This window comes from Streptomyces sp. 4F14 (genome assembly GCF_048159485.1).
Lineage (GTDB): Bacteria > Actinomycetota > Actinomycetes > Streptomycetales > Streptomycetaceae > Streptomyces.
The window spans coordinates 73,273-95,879 of record NZ_JBLRVY010000033.1 but is presented as its reverse complement, the minus strand read 5'-3'; the positions used below and the strand labels follow the sequence as shown (position 1 = coordinate 95,879).

Sequence of the window (22,607 nt, the reverse complement as noted above, 5' to 3'; positions counted from 1 at the left end):
CCGAAATTGGTCTGATAAATATGCAGGGCACCGGCCTGTCACACTCGCCCGAAAGGGGTCCCGTGAGCCCTCGCATCACCGCCGTCGACACCCACGACATCCGCTTCCCCACCTCACGGGAGCTGGACGGCTCCGACGCGATGAACCCGGACCCGGACTACTCCGCCGCGTACGTCGTCCTGCGCACGGACGCCGCCGACGGCCACGAGGGCCACGGCTTCACCTTCACCATCGGCCGGGGCAACGAGGTCCAGGTCGCCGCGATCGACGCCCTGCGCGCGCACGTCGTCGGCCGGGACGTCGCCGAGATCTGCGCGGACCCCGGCAGCGTCAGCCGTGCCCTCGTCGGCGACAGCCAACTCCGTTGGCTGGGACCGGAGAAGGGCGTGATGCACATGGCGATCGGCGCCGTCGTCAACGCCGTCTGGGACCTCGCCGCCAAACGCGCCGCCAAACCCCTCTGGCAGCTCCTCGCCGACGCCGACCCCGAGTGGCTCGTCACCCAGATCGACTTCCGCTACCTCACCGACGCCCTCACCCCCGCCGAGGCCCTCGACCTGCTGCGCCGGGGCAAGGAGGGCGCCGAGGAGCGCCGTACGAAGCTCCTGGAGCGGGGCTATCCCGCGTACACGACATCGGCGGGATGGCTCGGGTACGACGACGAGAAGCTCGCGCGGCTCGCCGCCGAGGCCGTCGCGGACGGGTTCACGCAGATCAAGCTGAAGGTCGGCGCCGACCTCGACGACGACGTACGCCGCTGCCGGGTCGCCCGCGACGTGGTCGGACCCGGCGTGCGGATCGCCGTCGACGCCAACCAGCGCTGGGACGTCGAGGAGGCGATCCGCTGGACCAACGCGCTCGCCCCCTTCGACCCGTACTGGATCGAGGAGCCGACCAGCCCCGACGACATCCTCGGGCACGCCGCCGTACGGCGCGGCGTCGCCCCCGTGAAGGTCGCCACCGGCGAGCACGTCCAGAACCGCATCGTCTTCAAGCAGCTCCTCCAGGCCGGCTCCCTCGACGTCCTCCAGCTCGACGCCGCCCGCGTCGGCGGGGTCAACGAGAACCTCGCCATCCTGCTCCTCGCGGCCAAGTTCGGCGTCCCCGTCTGCCCGCACGCGGGCGGCGTCGGCCTGTGCGAACTCGTCCAGCACCTCTCGATGTTCGACTACGTCGCCCTGACCGGGACGACCGAGGACCGGGTCATCGAGTACGTCGATCATCTGCACGCCCACTTCCTTGATCCGGTGGTCATCAGGGAAGGTCACTACATGGCACCGACCACGCCGGGCTTCTCCGCCGCCATGCGGCCGGAGTCCCTCGCGCGCTACCGCTTCCCGGACGGTGCCTTCTGGCTCGCGGACCTGAAGGAGAACGAGGCGGCATGAACGACTTCGAGGGGCTCACGGCACTGGTCACGGGCGGCGCCTCCGGCATCGGCCGGGCCACCGCCGACCTGCTGACGGAGCGCGGCGCACGCGTCGCCGTGCTCGACCTCGACCCGTCCGGCGTCGACAAACCCCTGCTCGGCTACCGCGCCGACGTCTCCGACGACGCCTCCGTACGCGCCGCCGTCGAGGCGGCCGTCACCGACCTCGGCGGACTCGACATCCTCGTCAACAACGCGGGCATCGGCGCCCAGGGCACCGTCGAGGACAACGACGACACCGAATGGCACCGCGTCTTCGACGTCAACGTCGTCGGCATGGTCCGCGTGACCCGCGCCGCCCTCCCGCACCTGCGCGCCTCCGAGCGCGCCGCGATCGTCAACACCTGCTCGATCGCCGCGACCGCCGGGCTGCCCCAACGGGCCCTGTACGGCGCGACGAAGGGCGCGGTCCTCTCGCTGACCCTCTCGATGGCCGCCGACCACCTCCGCGAGGGCATCCGCGTCAACTGCGTCAACCCCGGTACGGCGGACACCCCGTGGGTCGGCCGCCTCCTCGACTCCGCCGCCGACCCGGCCGCCGAACGCGCCGCGCTGGAGGCCCGCCAGCCGTCGGGGCGGCTGGTGAGCGCGGGTGAAGTCGCCGCCGCCATCGCCTACTTGGCGAGCCCGCTCGCGGGGGCGACGACCGGGACGTCCCTCGCGGTGGACGGCGGCATGCAGGGGCTGCGGCTGCGGCCGGTGCAGCAGTGAGCCGCCTGGGCCGCACCGGCATCGAGGTCACCGGCCTCGGCTTCGGCGCCGCCGGCATCGGCAACCTCTTCACCCCGCTCACCGACGAGCAGGCCACCGAGGCGGTAACCGCCGCCTGGGACAAGGGGATCCGCTACTTCGACACGGCACCCCACTACGGACTCGGGCTCTCGGAACGGCGGTTGGGAGCGGCTCTGCGCGAGCACCCCCGCGCCGAGTACACGGTCTCCACCAAGGTCGGCCGCCTCCTGGAACCGTCCCCCGTGACCGGCGACGACCTCGCCGACGGTTTCGCCGTCCCCGACTCCCACCGCCGCGTCTGGGACTTCAGCGCCGACGGCGTACGCCGCTCCCTGGAGTCCAGCCTCGAACGCCTCGGCCTCGACCGCGTCGACGTCGTCTACCTCCACGACCCCGACGACCACGCCGACCAGGCGTTCCGCGAGGGCTACCCGGCGCTGGAGAGACTCCGCTCCGAGGGCGTCGTGGGAGCGATCGGCGCCGGCATGAACCAGACGGCGATGCTCACGCGCTTCGTGCGCGAGACGGACGTCGATGTCGTGCTGTGCGCGGGGCGTTACACCCTCCTCGACCGCAGCGCCCTCACCGACCTCCTCCCGGCCGCCGAGGAGCGCGGCGTGTCCGTGGTCATCGGCGGCGCCTTCAACTCCGGCCTCCTGGCGGACCCGAAACCCGGCGCCACCTACGACTACACCGCCGCGCCCCAGGAGTTGCTGGACGAGGCCCTGCGCCTCAAGGCGCTCGCCGACCGGCACGGGACCACCCTGCGGGCCGCCGCGCTCGCGTTCTGCGCCGCGCATCCGGCTGTCGCGAGCGTGCTCGTCGGGGCGCGTTCGGCGGCCGAAGTCATCGACGGGGCCGAGCAGTTCGCGGCTCCGGTGCCGGACGACTTCTGGAAGGAGGCCGGGCTGTGAGGGTCGCCCTGCACACCACGGTCCGTGCGGACCGGATCGAGGAGTACGAGGCCGCGCACCGGGAGGTCCCCGTCGAACTCACGGACGCGATCCGTGCCGCCGGGGCGTCCTCCTGGACCATCTGGCGCAGCGGCACCGACCTCTTCCACGTCCTGGAGTGCGAGGACTACGCCCGGCTCCTCGCCGAGCTGGAGAAGCTGCCGGTCAACGTGGCGTGGCAGGCCCGGATGGCGGAGCTGCTGGACGTCGTCCACGACTACTCGGGCGAGGGCGCGGACGCGGGGCTGCCGGTTGTGTGGGAGCTGCCGGGAGGGGCTGTCGGCGTCGACGGGGAGGCGCTGTGATCGCAGTCAGTGAGGCTCCGTGATCGCCGTCAGGGAGGCTCCGTGATCGTCGACGCCCACCACCACGTCTGGGACCTCTCGGTCCGCGACCAGGACTGGATCCCCGAACACAGCCCGCTCCGACGGGACTTCACCCTCGCCGACCTCACCCCCGAGGCACGCGCGGCGGGCGTCGGCCGAACGGTCCTCGTCCAGACGGTCACCGTCGCCGAGGAGACCCCCGAGTTCCTCGCCCTGGCCGACGCGCACGACCTCGTCGCGGGCGTCGTCGGCTGGACCGACCTCACCCACCCCGGCATCGCCGAGGAACTGGCGCGGCTGCGCGAACTCCCGGGCGGCGCCCACCTGAAGGGCATCCGGCACCAGGTCCAGGGCGAGTCCGACCCGGGGTGGCTCCAGCGCCCCGACGTCCGGCGCGGCCTGCGCGCGGTGGCGGAGGCGGGACTCGTGTACGACCTGGTGGTCGTCCCGCATCAACTCCCCTCCTGCGTCCGGGCGGTCGGCGAGCACGAGGACCTGGTCTTCGTCCTCGACCACCTCGGCAAACCCCCGGTCGCCATCGGCCCGCGCGGCCCCTGGGAGGGCGACCTCCGCGCCCTCGGCCACCACCCCAACACGGTCGGCAAGCTCTCCGGCCTGGTCACCGAGGCCGGTGCGGGGTGGAAGCCCGCCGACCTGCGGCCGTACGTCGACATCGCGCTGGAGTCCTTCGGGCCCGAGCGGCTGATGTTCGGGTCGGACTGGCCGGTGTGCACGGAGGTCGCGAGCTACGGGCAAGTCCTCGCGGTGGCCGAGGAGTTGACCGACCCCGGGGACCGGGCGGCGATCTTCGAGGAGAACGCGGTCCGGGTCTACGGCCTCTGATCCAGGCGGGTCGGCGGCAGGAACTCGCGGACGTAGGTGCGGTGCCAGCAGGCGCCCGTGCGCCTCAACTCCCGCCGGTCCGTGTACCGGTAGCGGAAGAGGCGGGCGCGGACATGGCGGGGCGGCTCGTCGAAGGGCGCCCGGCGCAGGAGTTTCAGCGTCGCCGGGTCGCCCTCCAGGAGGCGTTCGACGAGCGTCGTGAACCAGGTGCCCGCGTACGCCGGGGACAGGCCCACGAACCACAGCATCCAGTCCAGGCGCAGATGGTAGGGGGCGAACTGGCGTGGCCAGCGCGTCGGTTCGCCCGGCTTGCCCTTGAACTCGTACGCCTGCCAGCCCTGTTGCTCGTGAGGGATCTCGTCGAGCGTGCCCTCGATCACCACCTCGTACCGGGTGCGGCTCACGCTGCCGAAGGCGCCGTAGGAGTTGACCAGGTGCAGGGGGTCGAAGGAGCGGTTCATGACCTGGCGGCGGGAGAGCATGTTGCGGACGGGGTGCCGGCTCAGGAACAGCAGCAGGGCGGCGACGGCCAGCACCAGGGCCTCGTACCAGAGGGGCGTCCGAGGGAACTCCCGGTGCCCCACAGGGAGTTCGACCACCGACAGCGCCAGGGTGATCGTCAGCCAGTTCAGCCAGGCGAAGTTGCCCGACAGGACCAGCCACAGCTGCGTGACGATCATCAGGGAGGCCGCCCCCGTCGCCACCGGCTGCGGGGTGAACAGGAGGAACGGGACGACGAGTTGGGTGAGATGGTTCGCCGCCGCCTCCACCCGGTGGACCGGGCGGGGGAGACGGTGGAAGAACCAGCTCAGCGGGCCCGGCATCGGCTGGGTCTCGTGGTGGAAGTCCAGGCAGGTCAGCTTCCGCCAGCAGCCGTCGCCCCGCAGCTTGATCAGGCCCGCCCCGAACTCGACGCGCAGCAGCAGCCAGCGCAGCAGCAGCAACACCGGTACGGGCGGGGCCGCTTCGTCGTTACCGAGGAACACCGCGAGGAACCCGGTCTCCAGGAGCAGGGACTCCCAGCCGAAGCCGTACCAGGTCTGGCCGACGTTCACGATCGACAGGTACAGCACCCAGGGCACCAGCCACAGCAGCATCGCCGCCCACAGCGGGAGCAGCGCGTCCACACCGGCCAGCAGCGCCACCGACAGCGCGCACCCCGCCCAGGCACACACCCCGAAGTACCGGTCCGAGTAGTGCAGTTGGAACAGGCTCGGGGCTCTGCGGAACGGCACACGCGCGGTGAAGCGGGGGATCGGGAGCAGGCCCCGGCTCCCCAGGAGCGCCCGGAACTGGAGGGCCGCAGTGAGGAACGCGCACAGGTACACGGCGGCGAGCGCCCGTTGGAAGAGGACACGGCTCAGCCAGGCGGCGTCCGAGGTGAACCAGTCCATGGCGATGACTCTCGGTGAGCTGTTACTCCGCTTGCGTCAGCACTACGAGGTAGTAGGACAATATGGCCTATGTATACCCATTACGGTATCTGCGGTGGAGCGTTGGTCGTGGCGTCCGCGCTGCTCGTCGCCGCGACCGGACCGACCGACACCGCCGACGAGACGCCTACGGGGCCGACGGCCTCGTACACATGGGAGGTCGACGACGATATCGGCCCCGCCACCGTCCCGGAGCTTCCGGACCTGCCCGACGGCGGTGGTCTCATCCCCGACTTCCCCTTCGAGTGACCCGTCTCCTCCGGTCGTGAAACCCCTCGAACCCTGTCACAGTGGGCGCATGCCGGACGACTGGCCCGCCCGCCCGGACTCGATCCTCGCGCTCAACCGCATGGGCAGCTTCGAGTGGGACCTCGACTCGGGGCGGTTCCACATGGACGCGCGGGCCCACGAGATCTTCGACCTGCGGCCCGACGAATACGACGGGAAGCCGGAGTCGCTGGTCGTCCGGGTGCCCAGGGCGGAGGGACAGCGGCTGGACGCGCTGGTCGCGCAGGCGATCAAGGACGGCAGCGAGAACTACGGCTGCTACTTCCGCCTCCAGCGCCGCGACGGCACCCTGTGCTGGACCCACACGCAGGGCCACATCAGCCGCGACGAGACGGGCCGTCCCCGCAGGATCGTCGGCATCGTCCGGGACGCCGCCCAGGAGCTGGACGACCTCGCGCGCCGCTGGGAGGAGACCGCCCACGACGACGCGCGCCGCGAGCAGACCAACGTCGTCCAGCTCACCACGGCCGCCCTCGCGCACGCGCGCACCGTGCAGGACGTCATCGACGTCCTCAAGGACACCCAGGGCCTCACCCATCTGGGTGCCACCAGCCTCGTCATGGGCCTCGTCGAGGCGGGCCGCATCCGGCTGGTCGCGGAGGGCCCCGAGGGCAGTTTCGTGCCCGGCACGCTCGTCACCGGGATCGACGAGCCGTACCCGATGAGCGAGGTCGTGCGCACCCTCACCCCGCGTTTCATCGAGTCGCCGGAGGAGTTCGCGACCGGCTACCCCGTCCTGTGGCCGCACCTCTGCGACCTGCGGATCACCTCCGCCGCCTACCTCCCGCTGATCGTCCAGGCCCGCCCGATCGGCGCGATGGGCCTGCTCTACAGCGACCGACGCGGCTTCACCCCCGAGGAGCGCAACATCCTCGTCGCGCTCGGCTCCAGCATCGCGCAGAGCCTCCAGCGGGCCATGTTCTACGAGCAGGAGAAGGACATCGCGCAGGGCCTCCAGCAGGCCATGCTGCCGCGCACCATCCCCAGCGTCCCCGGCGCGGAGATCGCCGTCCGCTACCGCGCCGCGACCATCGGCGGCTCGCTGGGCCGGGACATCGGCGGCGACTGGTACGACCTGATCCCGCTGCCCGGGGGCAAGGTCGGCGCGGTCATCGGCGACGTCCAGGGCCACGACACGCACGCGGCGGCCGTCATGGGCCAGCTCCGCATCGTCCTCAAGGCGTACGCCTCCGAAGGGCACCCGCCGGCCACGGTCATGGCCCGCGCCTCCCTCTTCCTCCACGACCTCGACACCGACCGCTTCGCGACCTGCCTGTACGCCGAGGCCGACCTCGCCACCGGCGTCGTCCAGGTCGTCCGCGCCGGCCATATCGACCCCCTGCTGCGCGCCGCCGACGGCACGTGCCGGCGCCTCACCGTCCCCGGCGGGCTGCCGCTCGGCCTCTCGGCGGAGTTCGGCGGCCTCGCGTACCCCGTCAGCACGCTGGAGCTGGACCCCGGCGACCTGCTCCTCCTGTGCACCGACGGCCTCGTCGAACAGCCCGGCGCCGACCTCGACGACGGCATGCGCCTCCTGACGGCCCTGGTCGCCGACGGCCCCGACGACGTCCGCGCCCTCGCCGACCGCCTGATCGAGGTCGCCGAGGAGAGGGGCGGCGACGACGACGTGGCCCTCCTCCTGCTGCGCCGCCGCTGCCTCGACACGCCCCGCGCCGGGGGCCGCCTCCAGCAGCACGTCGCCCCCGGCGACCCCGACGCCCTCGTGCAGGCCCGCCACATGATCCGCGCCGCCGTCCACGCCTGGGGCGCCCGCGCCCGCGCCGACGACGTGGAACTGACCGCCGACGAACTCATCACCAACGCCCTCATGCACACGGAAGGCGCGGCCGTCGTCACCCTGCGGGTGGTGCTGGCCGACCCGTCACGCCGCCTGCGGGTCGAGGTGGAGGACACCTCCAGCGCACTCCCGAGGCGCCGCGAAGCGGGCGAGGCCGGCGTCTCGGGGCGGGGACTCCTGCTGGTGGACCTCCTCGCGGACGCGTGGGGCGTGGAGGCGCGGGGCGGCGGCAAGTGCGTGTGGTGCGAGTTCGCGCTGCCGGAGCCGGGGTGAGGGAGCGGCTCGCGGTGGGAGAGCGGTGCGGGAGACGCCCGGAGTGTCTCGCCGTGCAGCCGGGATCCAGGGCCACCGGGACGGGTCCGGGGCGGTGGCCCTGGATCCCGGTGGCCGGCCGGTCCGTCCCACAACCCTCGCCGCGCCACCCGCACCCCCCGGTGGCACCCTGGACCCATGCCCGAGCTGCCCGAGGTCGAAGCCCTCATGGACTTCCTCACCGAGCACCTGGCCGGTCACGAGATCGTCCGGGTGCTGCCCGTCGCGATCAGTGTCCTGAAGACGTACGACCCACCCGTGACCGCCCTGGAGGGCCGCGAGGTCGTCGCGGTACGGCGGTACGGGAAGTTCCTGGACGTCGAGACGGACGGCGGTCCGCATCTCGTCACCCACCTCGCCCGCGCCGGCTGGCTGCACTGGAAGGACCGCCTCCCCGACGGCATGCCCCGCCCCGGAAAGGGCCCCCTAGCCCTACGGGTCGCCCTGGAGACGGGCGCCGGCTTCGACCTCACGGAGGCGGGCACACAGAAGAAACTCGCGGTGTACGTCGTCCACGACCCCCAGGACGTACCCGGCGTCGCCCGCCTCGGCCCCGACCCCCTGGCCCACGACTTCGACGAGGCGCGGCTCGCGGAACTGCTCGCGGGGGAGCGGCGCCGGCTCAAGGGCGCCCTGCGCGACCAGAGCCTGATCGCGGGCGTCGGCAACGCCTACAGCGACGAGATCCTGCACGCGGCCCGCATGTCCCCGTTCAAACTCGCGGCCTCCCTCACCCCGGCGGAGACCCACACCCTCTACGAGGCGCTGCGCACGACCCTCACCGACGCCGTGGAGCGCTCCCACGGCGTGGCCGCCGGCCGGCTCAAGGCGGAGAAGAAGAGCGGGCTGCGGGTGCACGGCCGCACCGGCGAACCGTGCCCGGTCTGCGGGGACACGATCCGCGAGGTCTCCTTCAGCGACTCCTCGCTCCAGTACTGCCCCACCTGCCAGACGAACGGCAAGCCGCTCGCCGACCGGCGCCTGTCCCGGCTCCTGAAATAGCCGCTCACCCGCCCGCTCACCCGCCCGCCGGGATCCGCACCAGCGTCTTGCCGTTGCTGCGTACGTCGTAGAAGGCGACGTCGTCCGTGTGCATCGCCGTCCCGCCGCGCATCGTGGTGGGACGCGCGTCGTGGTCCGGCATCATCCACCCGGTCGCCGTCTCCTCGCTGCCGTCCCGCCCGACGATGACGAGGTGGCACGAACGCGGCCCCGCCCCGTCCTTCACCTGGAGCTCGATGTCCGCGCCCCACGCCTTGTCGGCGGCCGTGACCTGCGCCCACACCCCGGACTTCGCGTCGGTCGCGGCGATCCGCACCTCGGCGCTCGCCACGGCCTCCTCGGCGCCCCTGCCGCCGACGGTCATCATCAGCGCGGGCCCGGCCAGCGCGACGACGACGGACGCGGCCAGCCCGTACAGGATCCGGCGGCGCACCGCGCGGCGGCGGACGGCGACCTGGTCGAGGAGCTTGTCCAGGAGCCGGGGCCCGGGCCCGGCGAAGGGGTGCACCGAGCGCGGGGTAGCGCGCCGGTACAGCATCAACTGCCGTGTCGCCGGGCCGAATTCCGTGACCTGAGCCGCGCACCGAGGACACTCCATGAGGTGGTCCTCGAAGCGGAAGGCTTCCGCTTCGTCCAGGACACCGAGCGCGTACGCGCCGACGTCCACATGCTGTTCCAGGGACCTCATCGCCGAATCCTCGTGCCGTTGGGTGCGGTTGGGGTTACTCCTTGCTCCCACCGGTACGCACCCGGCACCGGAATCACTCAAGGCGTGTACAGAATCGTGACCCAGATGTTCGGAGCCGAGGCGCGGGCGGATTGGTCGGATCGGAAAATTTTTTCGCGAGGCCCCCACCAGCGGCGTCACGGCCACAACGGGCGGCCGGGACAGGTGACTAGAACAGGTGGATCGCCAAGTGCCCGAGCGGCAGCCCGAGTTGCCAGGCCGGCGTCCACACCTTCGGCCCCTCGTCCTCACCGGTACCGGCCACCGCGCCGCCACCGGGCACCGCGTTCAGGTCGGGCGCGAGGAGTTCCGTCTCCTCCAGCCACTGCCACGCGTCCTCGGCGAGCCGCAGATCCGGCGAGTCCATCCCCGACTGCGCGACACGCGCGGCGAGTTGGGCCATCCGCTCGCCCACCCAGTCCTGCCAGGGCTGGTCGTACGCGGTCAGCGAGAGCCACGTCTCCAGTTGGGTGACGACCCGGATCCCGGGGAGTTCCCCGTCGGTGTCCGACAGGAAGATGGTGAGCGCCAGGGCGTCGCGCCCGGCGCGGAACTCGAACGACGTCGGCGGCATCAGGTCGCCGGTGCGCAGGAGTTCGTCGGCGATGTACTCGGCGTACAACCAGGCCATGGGGACGGTCAGTTCACCGTCGTCGGACCCGTTCGGGCCCGGTTGATCTCTGTGCAGCATCTCTCGCAGCCTTCCCTCCGGTGTGCCGTCGCCCGCAGCCGGGCCCCCAGTCCGGAACACGGATGGGAACAGCCGATTACTCAACCGGGGTCACAGGCAAGGCGCTTTACGGAGGTTTGACTCTGCGATGGGTTTCAGCGCAGGTCGGCCGCGTAACCCGGAAGGACCCGGCGCAGGGCGCGCAGCGCGTAGTACGCGCGCGACTTCACCGTACCGGGCGGGATACCGAGTATCTCGGCGGCCTCCGCCACACTCGCCCCCTGGAAATACACCAGCACCAGGACTTCCCGGTGCTCGGGAGTGAGAGTCTTCACAGCCTCGCGGACGTCGAGCGCCGCCGCCGCGCGCTCCGCGTGGTCCGCGCAGACGGGTGCGTGTTCCAGCACCGCGTCCCCGACCTCCGCCGGGCGTGCCTGCCGCGCGCGCCGCGCGTCGATCGCGAGGCGTCGCCCGACCGTCATCAGCCAGGGCCGCACCGAGTCGAAGTCGTCAGCCCTGAGCGCCTCGGGGTGCTGCCAGGCCCGCACCAGCGTCTCCTGGACGAGGTCCTCGGCGCGCTGCCGGTCGCCGTCGCTCAGCCGCAGCAGGAGCGCGAAGAGGGGCCGCCCGTGTTCCCGCTGGAGCGCGGCGAGTTCATGCTCAGCGGTCGTCTTCGGCTGCGTGAGTGTGGCGGTCATGGCGGTTATGGCACCGCAGGGCCGTCACTCAGCGACAGGGCGCGTACACAGATCTGCGACGGACGGTCGATCGCGTCGACGAACGGTTCGACGAACGGTCGGTGAACGGCGGTGCGGGGAGTTCCGGTTCGGAGGCGGGACACGGGTTCGAATCGATGGCGCTACGCCGATCGCGGCATCCTGCGGAGCGGCTCCACCGGGAGGGTCCGGGCATGCGTTAGGAGTGTGCACGTGCGCTGTAAGTATGACAATCAGATCGGGACGGGGTGGTTGCGGTGATCGCACGCAGACGACCGATGGCCCTCGCGGCGACCGTGCTCCTCGCCGTGGCCGCCTGCCAGGTCCAGGAAGCCCGCGAGGAGAAACCCCCCGCCCCCGGCAGACCCGCCCCCTCGGCCACCCCCGCGGCCCCCGCCGGCTTCACCCTCGTCGCCACCGGAGACGTCCTCCCCCACACCTCCATCATCGAACGCGCCCGCTTCGACGCCGGCGGCCGGGGCTACGACTTCCGCCCCATGCTCGACGGCGTCCGCCCGATCGTCTCCCGCGCCGACCTCGCCCTGTGCCACATGGAGACCGTGTACGGCGCGAACGGCGACTACACCGGCTACCCCGCCTTCAAATCCCCGCCGGAGATCGCCGAGGGCCTCGCCGCGACCGGCTACGACGGCTGCTCCACCGCCTCCAACCACAGCCTCGACGACGGCCCCGGCGGCGTCCGCCGCACCCTCGACGCCCTCGACGGCGCCGGAGTCCGCCACGCCGGCACCGCCCGCACCCCCCAGGAGGCCACCGCCCCCACCCTCCTGCGGGCCGGCCGCGCCACCGTCGCCCACCTCGCCTACACCTACGGCACCAACGGCTACCCCCTCCCCGCCGGACAGCCCTGGGCCGTCAACATCATCGACCCGGCGAGGATCCTCACCGACGCCCGCACCGCCCGCCGGGCCGGCGCCGACGTCGTGGTCGTCTCCCTGCACTGGGGCACGGAATGGCAGGACGCCCCCGACGAACAGCAGCTCACCCTGGCCCGCACCCTCACCGCCTCCAACACCGCCGGCCGCCCCGACGTCGACCTTCTGCTGGGCACGCACGCCCACATCCCCCAGGCGTACGAGAAGGTCAACGGCACCTGGGTCGTCTACGGCATGGGCGACCAGATCGCCGGCGACATGTTCAACCACCAGGGCCAGCGCGACCCGCGCGGCAACCAGTCCACCATCGCCCGCTTCACCTTCGCCCCACCGGACCACCCCGGCACCCGGTGGAACGTCACCAAGGCCGAATTCATCCCCCAGATGTTCGACATCGACGCGGGCCGCGTCCTCGACCTCAACCAGGCCCTCGCCCAGGGAGCCGACGTACGCGGCGTCCGCGACCGCATCCGGGACGTCGTCCTCAGCCGGGGCGCGGCCACGGACGGCCTCACCATGGCGGAGTGACCTACGGCACGACCGTCACCGGCCACCGCCCCGCCTTCACCAGCCGCACCGCCACCGACCCCACGATCCGGTGCCCCGCCTGCTCCGACGCCCCGACGACCACCGCGTCCGCCTTCAGGTCGTCGGCGGCGGTGACGAGCCCGTTGTACGGGTCGCCCCGGAACGTGTGGAACTCCCAGCGCAGATCGAATATCCCCTTGGTCCGCTCGGTCTCGGTACGGACCATCGCCATCAGATCCTCGGCGATCTGATCCGTCGTCTCCGCGACCGGCGCCCCCATCGCGGCCCCCGCCGACAACAACGGCTGCACATACACGATCGCCAGCAACGCCCGCTGCCGCCGAGCGAGCCCCGCGGCGTACGCGGCCGCCCTGAGCGAGGAGTCCGACCCGTCGACCCCGACCAGAACGACCTTGGGCCCGTCGGTACCCCGCTCGAACCCCTGAGAGGGCTGCCGCTCATGCTGTTCCGTCACGCGCCGAGGCTATCGGAACACCCGCTTCCCCCTTCTCGGCGGGCGCGCAGCCCGACCGCTTCCTACAGTCGAAGCCATGAGCGCAGTCGCGACCGCACCCGCCCAGCAGGCCGATCCGCCCAGACCCCTGCGCCACCTCGCCCGTGTCCCCGAGGCGTTCGGCGGGTTCTTCGGGGTGATCGGCGCGCTGTGTGTCGTGCTCGCCTTCGTGCCGCCGCTGCGCCGTCTGCTGCGGCCGGCCGTCGACGTGCTCGACCTGCTGATCATCCCCGTCAGCGCGAACCTCGCCTACGCCGTGTTCCTGTTCCTGCTGGCCGGCGCGACCGCCGCCCGCAAGAAGGTCGCCTGGTGGCTGGTCGTCGTCTACCTGGGGCTGCTGGTGCTCGGCGACATCCTCGGTGTCGCGTTCGGCGACTACACCGAGTCGCTGCCCTCGCTGGTGATCTGCGGACTCGCCCTCGTCGTGCTGCTCTTCGCCCGCCGCGAGTTCTACGCCGCCTCCCGGCACGGGGCGCTGCGCCGGGCCGTCCTGGTCCTGCTGATCGGCCTGGGGCTCGCGATCCTCGCCGGCTGGGGGCTCGTCGAGCTGTTCCACGGCACCCTGCCACGCGGCCAGCGCCTCGCCTGGGCCGCCGACCGGGTCCTCGGCGGTCTGGTCTCCGGCGGCTCCTTCGACGGCCGTCCGCCGCGCGCCCTGTTCTTCCTCCTCGGCCTCTTCGGCGCCCTCGCCCTCCTGAACGCCGCCGCCACCCTCTTCCGCAGCCAGCGCATGGAAGCTGCCCTGCACGGCGACGAGGAGGCCCGCATCCGAGCCCTCCTGAAGCGGTACGGCGCACAGGACTCCCTCGGCTACTTCGCCACCCGACGCGACAAGGCCGTCGTCTTCTCGCCCAGCGGCAAGGCGGCCGTCACCTACCGCGTCGAGGCCGGCGTCTGCCTCGCCAGCGGCGACCCCGTCGGCGACCGCGAAGCCTGGCCGCACGCCATCGCCGCCTGGCAGGACACCGCACGCCGCCACGGCTGGACCCCCGCCGTCATGGGCGCCTCCGAGGACGGCGCGAAAGCCTTCGCCCGCGCGGGCCTCGGCGCGCTCCAACTCGGCGACGAGGCGATCCTCGACATCCCCTCCTTCGACCTCGGCGGACGCGACATGCGCGTCACCCGCCAGGCCGTCAACCGCGTCCGCCGCACCGGCGCCACCTGCCGCGTCCGCCGCCACGCCACCCTCACCCCCGAGGAGATGGAGGAGGTCGTCGACCGCGCCGACGCCTGGCGCGACACCGAGACCGAACGCGGCTTCTCCATGGCCCTCGACCGCCTCGGCGACCCCGCCGACGGCGACTGCCTCCTCGTCGAGACCGTCGCCGACGACGGCCGCCTCCTCGCCCTGCTGTCCTTCGTCCCCTGGGGCCCCGACGGCATCTCCCTCGACCTCATGCGCCGCGACCGCGCCGCCCCCAACGGCGTCATGGAGTTCATGGTCGCCGAAGTCTGCGCCGCCGCCCCCAAGCTGGGCATCCGCCGGATCTCCCTCAACTTCGCCGTCTTCCGCTCGGTCTTCGAGGAGGGCGCCCGCATCGGCGCAGGACCCGTGCTCCGGCTGTGGCGCCGCCTGCTCCTGTTCTTCTCCAAGTGGTGGCAGCTGGAGGCCCTCTACCGCTCCAACGCCAAGTACCGCCCCGCCTGGTACCCCCGCTTCCTCTGCTACGGCGACACCGGCGCCCTCGCCCGCGTCGGCCTCGCCTCCGGGATCGCCGAGGGCTTCGTCGTCGTCCCGTCCCTGCGCCGCCACCGCCTCAAGCACGCCGTACGCCCCGCCTCCTCCACCGGCGACCTGCCGCCCCTGGAGGAGCTGACGGAACCCGCCGAAGAACGCGCCAAAGGCCCCTCCGACCAGGTCCGCGTCCGCCAGGAACGGCTCCAGCGGCTGTACGACGACGGCACGGACCCCTACCCGGTGGGCGTACCGGCGCCCACGCACGCCCTCGCGGACGTCCGCGACGGTGACGAGGTGACCGTCGCCGGGCGTGTCCTGCGCGTCCGTGACTTCGGCGGGATCGTCTTCGTCACCCTGCGGGACTGGTCCGGCGACCACCAGCTGGCCCTGACCGACGCGGGGCGCTTCCGCGCCGACGTCGACCTCGGCGACCTCGTCAGCTGCACAGGCTCCGCCGGGCGCAGCGACAAGGGCGAACCGACGGTCTTCGTCCACGACTGGCGGCTCACCGGCAAATGCCTGCGCCCCCTGCCCGACAAGCGGCGCGGCCTCACCGACCCCGAGGCCAAGGTCCGCCTCCGCGCCCTCGACCTCGTCACCAGCCCCGCCGCCCGCGACACGATCCGCGCGCGGGCCGCCGTCGTCCAGGCGCTGCGCGGCGGACTCCTCGACCGGGGATACCTCGAAGTCGAGACGCCGATGCTCCAGCAGATCCACGGCGGGGCGAACGCACGCCCGTTCACGACACACATCAACGCGTACGACCTCGACCTCTATCTCCGCATCGCCCCCGAGCTGTACCTCAAACGGCTCTGCGTGGGCGGCCTGGAGAAAGTCTTCGAGATGGGCCGGACCTTCCGCAACGAAGGCGTCTCACCGAAACACAATCCCGAGTTCACGATGCTGGAGGCGTATCAGGCGTACGCCGACTACGACGTGATGCTCGATCTGACCCGCGAGTTGATCCAGGGTGCCGCTCGGGCCGCTTTCGGCACGCCCGTCGTCCGTAAAGGCGGGGAGGAGTACGACATTTCGGGGGAGTGGCCTGTCAAAACCGTGTACGGGGCGATTTCGGAGGCACTGGGAGAAGAGATCGACGCGGACACGGAGCTGAAGGCGCTGCGGCGGCTCTGCGACCGGGCCGGGGTGCCGTACGGGGACGGCGACGGGCGTGGGGACGTCGTCCTGGAGATGTACGAGCGGCTCGTCGAGGAACGGACCCTGTTGCCGACGTTCTACAAGGACTTCCCCACCGACGTCTCGCCGCTGACCCGGCAGCACCGGACGGATCCCCGGCTCGCCGAACGCTGGGATCTTGTCGCGTTCGGCACGGAGTTGGGGACGGCGTATTCCGAATTGACCGACCCGGTGGAACAGCGCAGACGGCTGACCGAACAGTCGTTGAAAGCGGCGGGGGGTGATCCCGAGGCGATGGAACTCGACGAGGATTTCCTCGAAGCGTTGGCTTACGCGATGCCGCCGACGGGTGGGCTGGGGATCGGGGTGGACCGACTGGTCATGTTCGTCACGGGGCTGAGCATTCGGGAGACCTTGCCGTTTCCTTTGGTTCGGAGGAGGTGAGGGTCTTCGAGGTGGATTGCCGCCTACCGCGCCGTCGTGGCTGATCGCGCAGTTCCCCGCGCCCCTAAAAGACTTGGGCTGGGGGAGTGGAAAAAGCGCGCCATATCGGTGGTGCGGGGTGAGTCTGCCGCTGCGCGGGTGACTGATGCTTCATGAAGAAAGATCAGGTGTTTACCCGGCGTCGGATTCTGTGGGGTGCGGGCGTTGCCGCTCTCGGGGGTGCTGGAGCCGTAACCCTGGGGCTGAGCGGGGGAGAGGAGTCGGTTCCTGTGCCCGCCGCCGGGGCCCCCGCCCGGCGTGTTCCGCTCAAGGCGTCCGCCTATCGCCTCCAGCCTGTCACCGGGTTCGGGCCGCCCGCGTCGTCGGTGTCGAAGCTCGCCGTGCGGCGCAAGCCCATCCTCGAAGTGGCCGGGCGCGGGAACACCATGGTGCTCACCTTCGACGACGGTCCCGACCCCCGCTACACGCCCGCGATCCTCGACACCCTCGGCGAGTACGGCGTGCGCGCGATGTTCTTCGTCTGCGGGGAAATGGCCGCCGACAACCGGGAGTTGCTCGCGCGGATGGCCGACGAGGGGCATGTCGTCGGTAATCACACCTGGTCGCACCCGCTGCTGACGAAGCTGCGCCGCAGCCGCATCCGGTCGGAGATGCAGCGCACGTGTGACGTGATCGAGGACGCGTACGGGGAGAAGCCGCGCTGGTTCCGGGCACCGTACGGCGCGTGGAACCGGGCCGCGTTCCAGATCGGCGCGGATCTCGGGATGGAGCCCCTCGCCTGGACCGTGGACACGCTGGACTGGACGACGCCGGGGACGGGGACGATCGTGAGCCGGGTCGCCGGGGGCGCGGCGCCCGGTGTGGTCGTGCTGTCGCACGACGCGGGCGGCGACCGGACGCAGAGTGTGCGGGCCCTGAGGCGGTACCTGCCCCGGCTGCTCGACTCCGGGTACCACATCACCGTCCCGCGCCGGCACCCCGCCTGACGGTTCGGGCGTCCGCCCGGTCGGGGCCGCTCAGCGGACCTCGACCAGGCGGGCGAAGACGACGACGTTCCCGTCGTAGCCGTGGGCCTTGGAGAAACCGCCGCCGCAGGTGATGACCCGCAGTTCGGGGGCGCCCTTGGAGGCGTAGACGCGGTCGCCGGGGAAGTTCTTCTTCTCGAAGACCTCGATGCCGTAGATCTCGAACACGGCCGTCTTCCCGTCCTTGCGGGACACCTCGACCCTGTTGCCCTTCTTGAGGGCGCCGAGGCCGTAGAAGACGGCGGGACCCAGCTTGTTGTCGACGTGGCCGACGACGACGGCCGTGCCCTTCTCGCCGGGCGAGACCCCGCCCGTGAACCAGCCCGCGAGGTTCGGGTCCTCCGGGGGCGGCGCGTCGACCCAGCCCGCCGCGTCGAGGCCGACCGGCATCACCGGGGCGCTGACCCGGATCGCCGGGATGGCGACCCGCTCGGGCACCGAGTACGCCAGCGGGCTCGGCGCCTTGTCGAAGACGCTCCCGGTGAGACCCCCGGTGCGGCCGTCGGCGGCGGCAGCGGCGGCCGGCTGCGGCGGACCGGCGTCGAACTCGCCCGAGCCGTTGCGGATGAGCGCGAGGCCGGTCAGCAGGACCAGCGCTATCACGCCCCACGGCGCGCGCTTGCGCGGCCGCGACTCTTCCTCTTCCTCCGCCTCGGACAGCTCGTAACCCGACATTCGCCATCCCCTTTCGGCCCGGCCGTCGCCGTGCCCCGTAGCGCCTACCGGAAACGCTAGGACGGCTCCGCGCTACCGGCGACAAGGGAGCGGCGAACGGGTGGCCGCCGGACGGGGCAGTGCGCCATCCGAGTCGACGGCCGCAGGAAATTTCTGACGGTGTGTGACCTGCGGCTTTGTGTGATGGTGCGGATGTCGTACGGCGTGTCGCCTCACCAGGACGGACCATTCCCGAAATGCGGGCGCCCGCACGGCATCTGAGGGTCTTTCCGGGAGGCGCTTTCTCGCCGACAGACCGGGGACGTGCCCCGGGGTGCCTTCCGCGGAGGAACCAATGCGAACCACTCGTGCCCTGGCGGCCTCGGCCGCCGCGTGCGCCGTCCTGGGCCTCGCCGCCCCGACGGCGTCGGCCTGGACCGACCCGACGTCGGTCGTCTCGGCGCCCAGCGTGATCGCCCGCGGAGGGCAGCTCGTACTCACCGTCAACGGCGGCGGCAACAACGCCTGCACCACACCGGGCAGCACCATCAGCTCCAACGCCTTCCCGACGACCACCTTGACGTCCCTGGGCGGCAACACGGCCAGCGCCACCGTCCGGGTCAACTCGTTCGCCAACGCCGGTTCGTACAGCGTCACCACGACCTGTGAGAACCGCACCCGGACCTTCCCCGGCGTCTTCACCGTCCTCGGTGGCGTCCGGGGTGGCATCGGCGGCAGCTCCACCACCGGGGCCACGCCGACCGACATGGCGATCGGCGGTGGGCTCGTCGCGGCGGCGCTCGTCGGTGGCGGGGTGTTCTGGATGCGGCGGCGCGCGGAGCGCCGTATCTGAAAGGCGCTTTCGGGGAAACGCGGTCGGCCCGGCCCTCTCAGGAGGGACCGGGCCGACCGCGTGGCGGTGAGGCTTCCTCAGGCGCCGTCCTCGCCCGTGCGGCGGCGGGAGAAGTGGTACGCCGTGCCGAGTGAGCCGACGATGAGCAGGGCGCCGAGGCCCAGCTCCTTCAGGTCGAAGCCGCCGATCGTGCCGCCCTCACCGGCGTGCACACCCCGGTTCGGGGGGTAGAGCGGGTACGGCGGCTGCGTGGGGCCCCGGCCGCCCGCGATCGTCAGCTGGGCCGTGCCGCTGTCGCCGCCGTTGCAGGTGAACGTCACCCGGTACGAGGCGCCGGGGCGGGCGTCCCAGTCGACGGTCGCCGTGGACTGGGAGCGGTCCGGTGGGATGCGGACGGTGTCGAAGACGCCGGACGAGACGATGACCGTCCCACCGCAGTTGCCGTTGCCCCGGTCCACCGAGAGCGTGACCTGGCCGCCCGCCGCGATCGTCGACGGCATCACGCTGAAGCCGAACGCGTTGGAGTCACCCGCCGCCGCTGTCGGTGCGGTGAAGGCCAGGGCACCCGCGCCCAGCAGTGCGGCCGAGGCGACGCGTATCGCGCGCATGGTCAATCCTCCGGTCCCCGAGGAGCAGCTCGCGGACCTGTACCGCGCGCGCCTGAAATGCACCTCGATGACCGAAACGCTAGGAACAGGTGTGCGTACGCGCGATCGGTGTCGTGCGAATGGGGCATGCGTGTGGGCCGGTCAGGGGACCCCGGCGGCGTGGCGGGTGAGGCATCGTCAGCCCTTCAGGTCCGGGAAGAAGTGCAGGAAGGGTTCTGCCGACGCCGTGATGCCCCGGCTGTAGGGCGCGTCGAAGTCCCAGATCAGGAAGAGGAGGAAGGCGATCAGCGCGGAGAACAGGCCCGCCAGGATCAGTTCCCTCGGTGTCCGGCCGATCTGGAGCGCGAACACCATGCCGATCGTGATGATCCCGCCGCCCAGCAGACCGCCCCACACCACGCCCGGCATCGTCGGGTCGATCGAGTCGGCGCGGGCGGTACGGGCCTGGTCGGCCGCCGCGACCTGGTCGAGGAGCGGCTGGTACTGCTGCGCTTGGAAGTCGCTCGTCGGCTGGTAGTCCGTCACGTCCGCGCGGAGCTTGCCGAGGAGTTCGTCTCCCTTGCCGGTGATCTCGCCCTTGTCCTTCATCGTCCTCCACTCGACGTCGACGATGTGCTGGACGTACGCCTCGACGTCCGCGCGGATCCGGTCACGCGCGTCCGGCGGGTACACGCGCACCCGCTCCGAGATCTCGTGCAGCGCCTGGGCCTCCGCCTGGACGTGGTCCTGGGCGGCGCTCCTCGCCTCCCACACGCCCGCGATGGCCAGGCCCAGCACGATCGCGTACACCACGCCGATCCACATCGTCATGTACTCGATGACGTCCGGGGTCTCCGAGGGGTCCTCGTCCTCCGACGCGGTGCGCTGGCGCAGCAGCGCGATGACGATGACCACCGCGACGGCGGCGAGCATCGAGAGGGTGAGAACAAGCCATTCGGGCAAGGGTGCCTCCTTGGTGGTCCGAGGGTGGGGTGGAGGTGGGGCGCGTCAGCGCGGACGCAGGGCCGCGACGGCGATCACCGCGGGGGCCGTGATCAGGAGGACGTAGGTGACCGGCGACGTGGTCCCGTGCGAGGGCCGCTTGCGGGGGGCCGTGTGGTGGTACGCCGGGTAGGTCACGGGGGACGCGCTGGGGGTGGGGGTCGGGGTCGGGGTGGGCGTGGGGGTCGGCGTCGGCTTCGGGGCGGGGGCCGGCGGTGCGGGCCGCGGGACCGGGGCCGCGCGGGGCGGGGCGGGCCGTGGGGCGGGAGCCGGTGCCGGCTCGGGAGACGGTTTCGGGGTCGGCTGCGGTGTGGGGGTGGGCTTGGGTGTCGGCTTCGGGGTCGGCGTCGGTTTCGGTGTCGGGGTGGGCTCGGGAGTCGGGGTCGGTGTCGGCGTGGGGGTCGGCGTCGGTGTCGGGCTCGGCTCCGGACAGGGCGGTGGCGGCGGGGGCTTCGGGCGGCAGGGCGGCGGTGTCGGCCAGCTCGGCCACGGGGAGTGCCCCGCCACGGCCACGACCTCAAGGCCGCCCGGCCCCACGGACGCGTACGCGCAGGCGTCGGCGGACGCGACCCCGGCCGGTGCGCCCACCAGAATCCAGGCAGCGGTCACCACGCCCAACACCCGTACGGTGAGGGCGGATCGGGACGGTTCGGATCCATGCACGACGCAGATCATCAGCCCTCCCGCCCCGGCGCACGCCCCTGATCGGCGAGGATTGCCCCGAACGGGCGAACTTGACACCCAAAGGGTTTAACGCGGGGTCGAACGAAGGTGCTGCCTGTTCGGTCACCACCCGCACCCCCCGCCCCACCCCTCTCCTCCCCCTCAAACACAGCCGGCCAAAAGATTTTTTTGACGGCGTTGAACACAACGACCGCCCCCATGCGTAACCAATCCCGAGCGGCGGCGCAGCAGGGCGCTGCGAACACGCTTGTGATGATCGGGGAGTTGACAATGAACACCTCCTGGCGGAGCGCCTCTCTCGTGGCGAGCGCTGTGGCCGTGCTGGCGCTGACGACGGCGTGCGGTCAGGAAAGCGGTGGATCCACGGGCAGCCAGAACGTCGGCGCCACGGCCCCGGCCGGCACCGGTGGCATCACCACCGGCGGTGTCGGCAGCGGCGGCTACGGCGGTGTCGGCACCGGCGTCGGCGCGGGCGCCAGCCCCAGCACCGGCGGCTCGGGCGCCGGCACCCAGACGGCCGGTCAGCTGGAGGTCGCCACCAACGCCGACCTCGGCAAGATCGTGACCGACAGCGCGGGCCGTACCCTCTACCGCTTCGACTCGGACACCGCCGAGCCCCCGAAGTCGAACTGCAACGACGCCTGCGCGACGACCTGGCCCCCGGTCGCCCCGGACGACGTCTCGGCCGGTGACGGCATCGACAAGTCGCTGCTGGGCGAGGTCACCCGCGCGGACGGCAAGAAGCAGCTCACGATCGACGGCTGGCCCGCGTACTACTACCAGAAGGACGCGAACCCGGGCGACACGAACGGGCAGAACGTCGGCAACAAGTGGTTCGCGCTGGCCCCCGACGGCAAGAAGGCCAAGTCGGGCGGCGGCGGTGGCGAGGGCGGCGGCACCGAGGTCTCCGACGAGCCGGGCCTGTCGACCCGCAACGACCCGAACCTCGGCGAGATCGTCGTCGACAAGAACGGCATGACGGTCTACCGCTTCGTCAAGGACAAGGCGTGGCCGAAGCCGGTCTCGAACTGCAAGGGCGAGTGCCTGGAGAAGTGGCCGATCGTCGCGCCCGTCGACTTCAAGGACACGAAGGACATCCCCGAGAAGGGGTACATGAAGTTCACGCGCCCCGACAACAACGAGGAGCAGCAGACCCTCAACTGCTCGCCGATCTACACGTTCATCAACGACAAGAAGCCCGGTGACATCAACGGGCAGGGCGTCGGCGGCACCTGGTTCGCGGTGCGCCCCGACGGCAAGCTGGTCGGCGCTCCCAACAAGTAGCCGAGCCGCCCGCCATGGCCCGCCCCCTCCACGCCGTACGGAGGGGGCGGTTCCGTGCGTCGGGCGGCGTTCCGGGAGCCGACAGAACCTAC

At 71.8% G+C, this 22,607-nt stretch carries 22 protein-coding genes; 13 read left to right on the top strand and 9 right to left on the bottom strand.

Features of this window, described 5'->3' with window-relative positions; translation table 11 throughout:
- Positions 1-20: 20 nt before the first annotated feature.
- The 5 genes from ACLZOT_RS40665 to ACLZOT_RS40645 are packed head-to-tail and all read left to right on the top strand — an operon-like array spanning position 21 to position 4,283.
- Positions 21-1,388, top strand: a complete 1,368-nt coding sequence (locus ACLZOT_RS40665; RefSeq protein ID WP_416974229.1) for an L-fuconate dehydratase — start codon at positions 21-23, stop codon at positions 1,386-1,388.
- Positions 1,385-2,140: an SDR family NAD(P)-dependent oxidoreductase gene (locus ACLZOT_RS40660; protein WP_416974228.1), complete on the top strand. Its 756-nt coding sequence runs from the start codon at positions 1,385-1,387 to the stop codon at positions 2,138-2,140. Before ACLZOT_RS40665 ends, ACLZOT_RS40660 begins: the two co-directional genes overlap by 4 nt.
- A complete protein-coding gene (locus ACLZOT_RS40655; protein ID WP_416974227.1) occupies positions 2,137-3,075 on the top strand; it encodes an aldo/keto reductase in 939 nt (312 codons plus the stop codon). The genes ACLZOT_RS40660 and ACLZOT_RS40655 overlap by 4 nt, the downstream gene beginning before the upstream one ends.
- Positions 3,072-3,419 (top strand): L-rhamnose mutarotase, encoded by a 348-nt coding sequence (locus ACLZOT_RS40650; RefSeq protein ID WP_416974226.1) that lies wholly within the window; start codon positions 3,072-3,074, stop codon positions 3,417-3,419. The genes ACLZOT_RS40655 and ACLZOT_RS40650 overlap by 4 nt, the downstream gene beginning before the upstream one ends.
- Positions 3,420-3,461: 42 nt before the next feature.
- Complete coding sequence (locus tag ACLZOT_RS40645) at positions 3,462-4,283, top strand: amidohydrolase family protein (RefSeq protein WP_416974225.1); 822 nt, start codon at positions 3,462-3,464, stop codon at positions 4,281-4,283.
- Here the strand turns inward: ACLZOT_RS40645 and ACLZOT_RS40640 are convergent.
- Complete coding sequence (locus tag ACLZOT_RS40640; RefSeq protein WP_416974224.1) at positions 4,271-5,677, bottom strand: lipase maturation factor family protein; 1,407 nt, start codon at positions 5,675-5,677, stop codon at positions 4,271-4,273. The two genes, ACLZOT_RS40645 and ACLZOT_RS40640, sit on opposite strands and share 13 nt — an antisense overlap.
- Positions 5,678-5,746: 69 nt before the next feature.
- Here ACLZOT_RS40640 and ACLZOT_RS40635 point away from each other — a divergent pair, with 69 nt between their 5' ends.
- The 3 genes from ACLZOT_RS40635 (at position 5,747) to ACLZOT_RS40625 (ending at position 9,116) form a co-directional block, all read left to right on the top strand.
- A complete protein-coding gene (locus tag ACLZOT_RS40635) occupies positions 5,747-5,965 on the top strand; it encodes a hypothetical protein (protein WP_416974223.1) in 219 nt (72 codons plus the stop codon).
- 49 nt (positions 5,966-6,014) lie between these two features.
- Entirely contained in the window at positions 6,015-8,075 is a 2,061-nt protein-coding gene (locus ACLZOT_RS40630; RefSeq protein ID WP_416974222.1) for a SpoIIE family protein phosphatase, read from the top strand.
- Positions 8,076-8,252: 177 nt separating this feature from the next.
- On the top strand, positions 8,253-9,116 hold the full coding sequence (locus tag ACLZOT_RS40625) for an Fpg/Nei family DNA glycosylase (protein ID WP_416974221.1): 864 nt from the start codon (positions 8,253-8,255) through the stop codon (positions 9,114-9,116).
- A gap of 16 nt (positions 9,117-9,132) precedes the next feature.
- Here ACLZOT_RS40625 and ACLZOT_RS40620 read toward each other — a convergent pair whose 3' ends face one another.
- The 3 genes from ACLZOT_RS40620 to ACLZOT_RS40610 form a co-directional block, all read right to left on the bottom strand.
- The gene (locus ACLZOT_RS40620; RefSeq protein WP_416974220.1) at positions 9,133-9,804 is read right to left on the bottom strand and encodes a zf-HC2 domain-containing protein; all 672 of its coding nucleotides are present in this window, start codon (positions 9,802-9,804) and stop codon (positions 9,133-9,135) included.
- A 208-nt stretch (positions 9,805-10,012) separates the two neighbouring features.
- Positions 10,013-10,534 carry a hypothetical protein gene (locus tag ACLZOT_RS40615; protein ID WP_416974219.1) on the bottom strand — a complete coding sequence of 174 codons (522 nt, stop codon included), beginning with the start codon at positions 10,532-10,534 and terminating at the stop codon, positions 10,013-10,015.
- Between the two features lie 134 nt (positions 10,535-10,668).
- Positions 10,669-11,211: a sigma-70 family RNA polymerase sigma factor gene (locus tag ACLZOT_RS40610; RefSeq protein ID WP_055724814.1), complete on the bottom strand. Its 543-nt coding sequence runs from the start codon at positions 11,209-11,211 to the stop codon at positions 10,669-10,671.
- A gap of 275 nt (positions 11,212-11,486) precedes the next feature.
- On the opposite strand from ACLZOT_RS40610, the gene ACLZOT_RS40605 reads away from it, so the two are divergent.
- Positions 11,487-12,653, top strand: coding sequence for a CapA family protein (locus ACLZOT_RS40605; RefSeq protein ID WP_416974218.1), 1,167 nt, complete (start codon positions 11,487-11,489; stop codon positions 12,651-12,653).
- 1 nt (position 12,654) lies between these two features.
- Here ACLZOT_RS40605 and ACLZOT_RS40600 read toward each other — a convergent pair whose 3' ends face one another.
- A complete protein-coding gene (locus ACLZOT_RS40600; RefSeq protein WP_416974217.1) occupies positions 12,655-13,128 on the bottom strand; it encodes a universal stress protein in 474 nt (157 codons plus the stop codon).
- Positions 13,129-13,204: 76 nt separating this feature from the next.
- On the opposite strand from ACLZOT_RS40600, the gene lysX reads away from it, so the two are divergent.
- Both lysX and ACLZOT_RS40590 read left to right on the top strand, forming a co-directional pair.
- Entirely contained in the window at positions 13,205-16,426 is a 3,222-nt protein-coding gene (lysX, locus tag ACLZOT_RS40595) for a bifunctional lysylphosphatidylglycerol synthetase/lysine--tRNA ligase LysX (protein WP_416974216.1), read from the top strand.
- Between the two features lie 152 nt (positions 16,427-16,578).
- On the top strand, positions 16,579-17,412 hold the full coding sequence (locus ACLZOT_RS40590; RefSeq protein WP_416974215.1) for a polysaccharide deacetylase family protein: 834 nt from the start codon (positions 16,579-16,581) through the stop codon (positions 17,410-17,412).
- A gap of 30 nt (positions 17,413-17,442) precedes the next feature.
- Here ACLZOT_RS40590 and ACLZOT_RS40585 read toward each other — a convergent pair whose 3' ends face one another.
- Positions 17,443-18,126 carry a class F sortase gene (locus ACLZOT_RS40585; RefSeq protein ID WP_416974214.1) on the bottom strand — a complete coding sequence of 228 codons (684 nt, stop codon included), beginning with the start codon at positions 18,124-18,126 and terminating at the stop codon, positions 17,443-17,445.
- A gap of 334 nt (positions 18,127-18,460) precedes the next feature.
- Here ACLZOT_RS40585 and ACLZOT_RS40580 point away from each other — a divergent pair, with 334 nt between their 5' ends.
- Complete coding sequence (locus ACLZOT_RS40580; RefSeq protein WP_416974213.1) at positions 18,461-18,958, top strand: hypothetical protein; 498 nt, start codon at positions 18,461-18,463, stop codon at positions 18,956-18,958.
- Between the two features lie 77 nt (positions 18,959-19,035).
- On the opposite strand, the gene ACLZOT_RS40575 is transcribed toward ACLZOT_RS40580, so the two are convergent.
- The 3 genes from ACLZOT_RS40575 to ACLZOT_RS40565 form a co-directional block, all read right to left on the bottom strand.
- Positions 19,036-19,566: a hypothetical protein gene (locus ACLZOT_RS40575; RefSeq protein WP_416974212.1), complete on the bottom strand. Its 531-nt coding sequence runs from the start codon at positions 19,564-19,566 to the stop codon at positions 19,036-19,038.
- A gap of 177 nt (positions 19,567-19,743) precedes the next feature.
- Complete coding sequence (locus tag ACLZOT_RS40570; protein ID WP_416974211.1) at positions 19,744-20,508, bottom strand: hypothetical protein; 765 nt, start codon at positions 20,506-20,508, stop codon at positions 19,744-19,746.
- Positions 20,509-20,553: 45 nt separating this feature from the next.
- On the bottom strand, positions 20,554-20,685 hold the full coding sequence (locus tag ACLZOT_RS40565) for a hypothetical protein (protein WP_416974210.1): 132 nt from the start codon (positions 20,683-20,685) through the stop codon (positions 20,554-20,556).
- 816 nt (positions 20,686-21,501) lie between these two features.
- Between ACLZOT_RS40565 and ACLZOT_RS40560 the strand changes: the two genes are divergently transcribed.
- A complete protein-coding gene (locus ACLZOT_RS40560) occupies positions 21,502-22,515 on the top strand; it encodes an SCO0930 family lipoprotein (protein WP_416974209.1) in 1,014 nt (337 codons plus the stop codon).
- Positions 22,516-22,607 lie beyond the last annotated feature (92 nt).

Excerpts from the sequence above, each read along its gene's own strand:
- ACLZOT_RS40625 (WP_416974221.1), top strand. The coding sequence starts at position 8,253 with ATGCCCGAGCTGCCCGAGGTCGAAGCCCTCATGGACTTCCTCACCGAG.
- ACLZOT_RS40610 (WP_055724814.1), bottom strand. The coding sequence starts at position 11,211 with ATGACCGCCACACTCACGCAGCCGAAGACGACCGCTGAGCATGAACTC.
- lysX (WP_416974216.1), top strand. The coding sequence starts at position 13,205 with ATGAGCGCAGTCGCGACCGCACCCGCCCAGCAGGCCGATCCGCCCAGA.
- ACLZOT_RS40615 (WP_416974219.1), bottom strand. The coding sequence starts at position 10,534 with ATGCTGCACAGAGATCAACCGGGCCCGAACGGGTCCGACGACGGTGAA.
- ACLZOT_RS40640 (WP_416974224.1), bottom strand. The coding sequence starts at position 5,677 with ATGGACTGGTTCACCTCGGACGCCGCCTGGCTGAGCCGTGTCCTCTTC.
- ACLZOT_RS40580 (WP_416974213.1), top strand. The coding sequence starts at position 18,461 with ATGCGAACCACTCGTGCCCTGGCGGCCTCGGCCGCCGCGTGCGCCGTC.
- ACLZOT_RS40585 (WP_416974214.1), bottom strand. The coding sequence starts at position 18,126 with ATGTCGGGTTACGAGCTGTCCGAGGCGGAGGAAGAGGAAGAGTCGCGG.
- ACLZOT_RS40635 (WP_416974223.1), top strand. The coding sequence starts at position 5,747 with ATGTATACCCATTACGGTATCTGCGGTGGAGCGTTGGTCGTGGCGTCC.
- ACLZOT_RS40590 (WP_416974215.1), top strand. The coding sequence starts at position 16,579 with ATGAAGAAAGATCAGGTGTTTACCCGGCGTCGGATTCTGTGGGGTGCG.
- ACLZOT_RS40665 (WP_416974229.1), top strand. The coding sequence starts at position 21 with ATGCAGGGCACCGGCCTGTCACACTCGCCCGAAAGGGGTCCCGTGAGC.
- ACLZOT_RS40660 (WP_416974228.1), top strand. The coding sequence starts at position 1,385 with ATGAACGACTTCGAGGGGCTCACGGCACTGGTCACGGGCGGCGCCTCC.
- ACLZOT_RS40630 (WP_416974222.1), top strand. The coding sequence starts at position 6,015 with ATGCCGGACGACTGGCCCGCCCGCCCGGACTCGATCCTCGCGCTCAAC.
- ACLZOT_RS40620 (WP_416974220.1), bottom strand. The coding sequence starts at position 9,804 with ATGAGGTCCCTGGAACAGCATGTGGACGTCGGCGCGTACGCGCTCGGT.
- ACLZOT_RS40575 (WP_416974212.1), bottom strand. The coding sequence starts at position 19,566 with ATGCGCGCGATACGCGTCGCCTCGGCCGCACTGCTGGGCGCGGGTGCC.
- ACLZOT_RS40560 (WP_416974209.1), top strand. The coding sequence starts at position 21,502 with ATGAACACCTCCTGGCGGAGCGCCTCTCTCGTGGCGAGCGCTGTGGCC.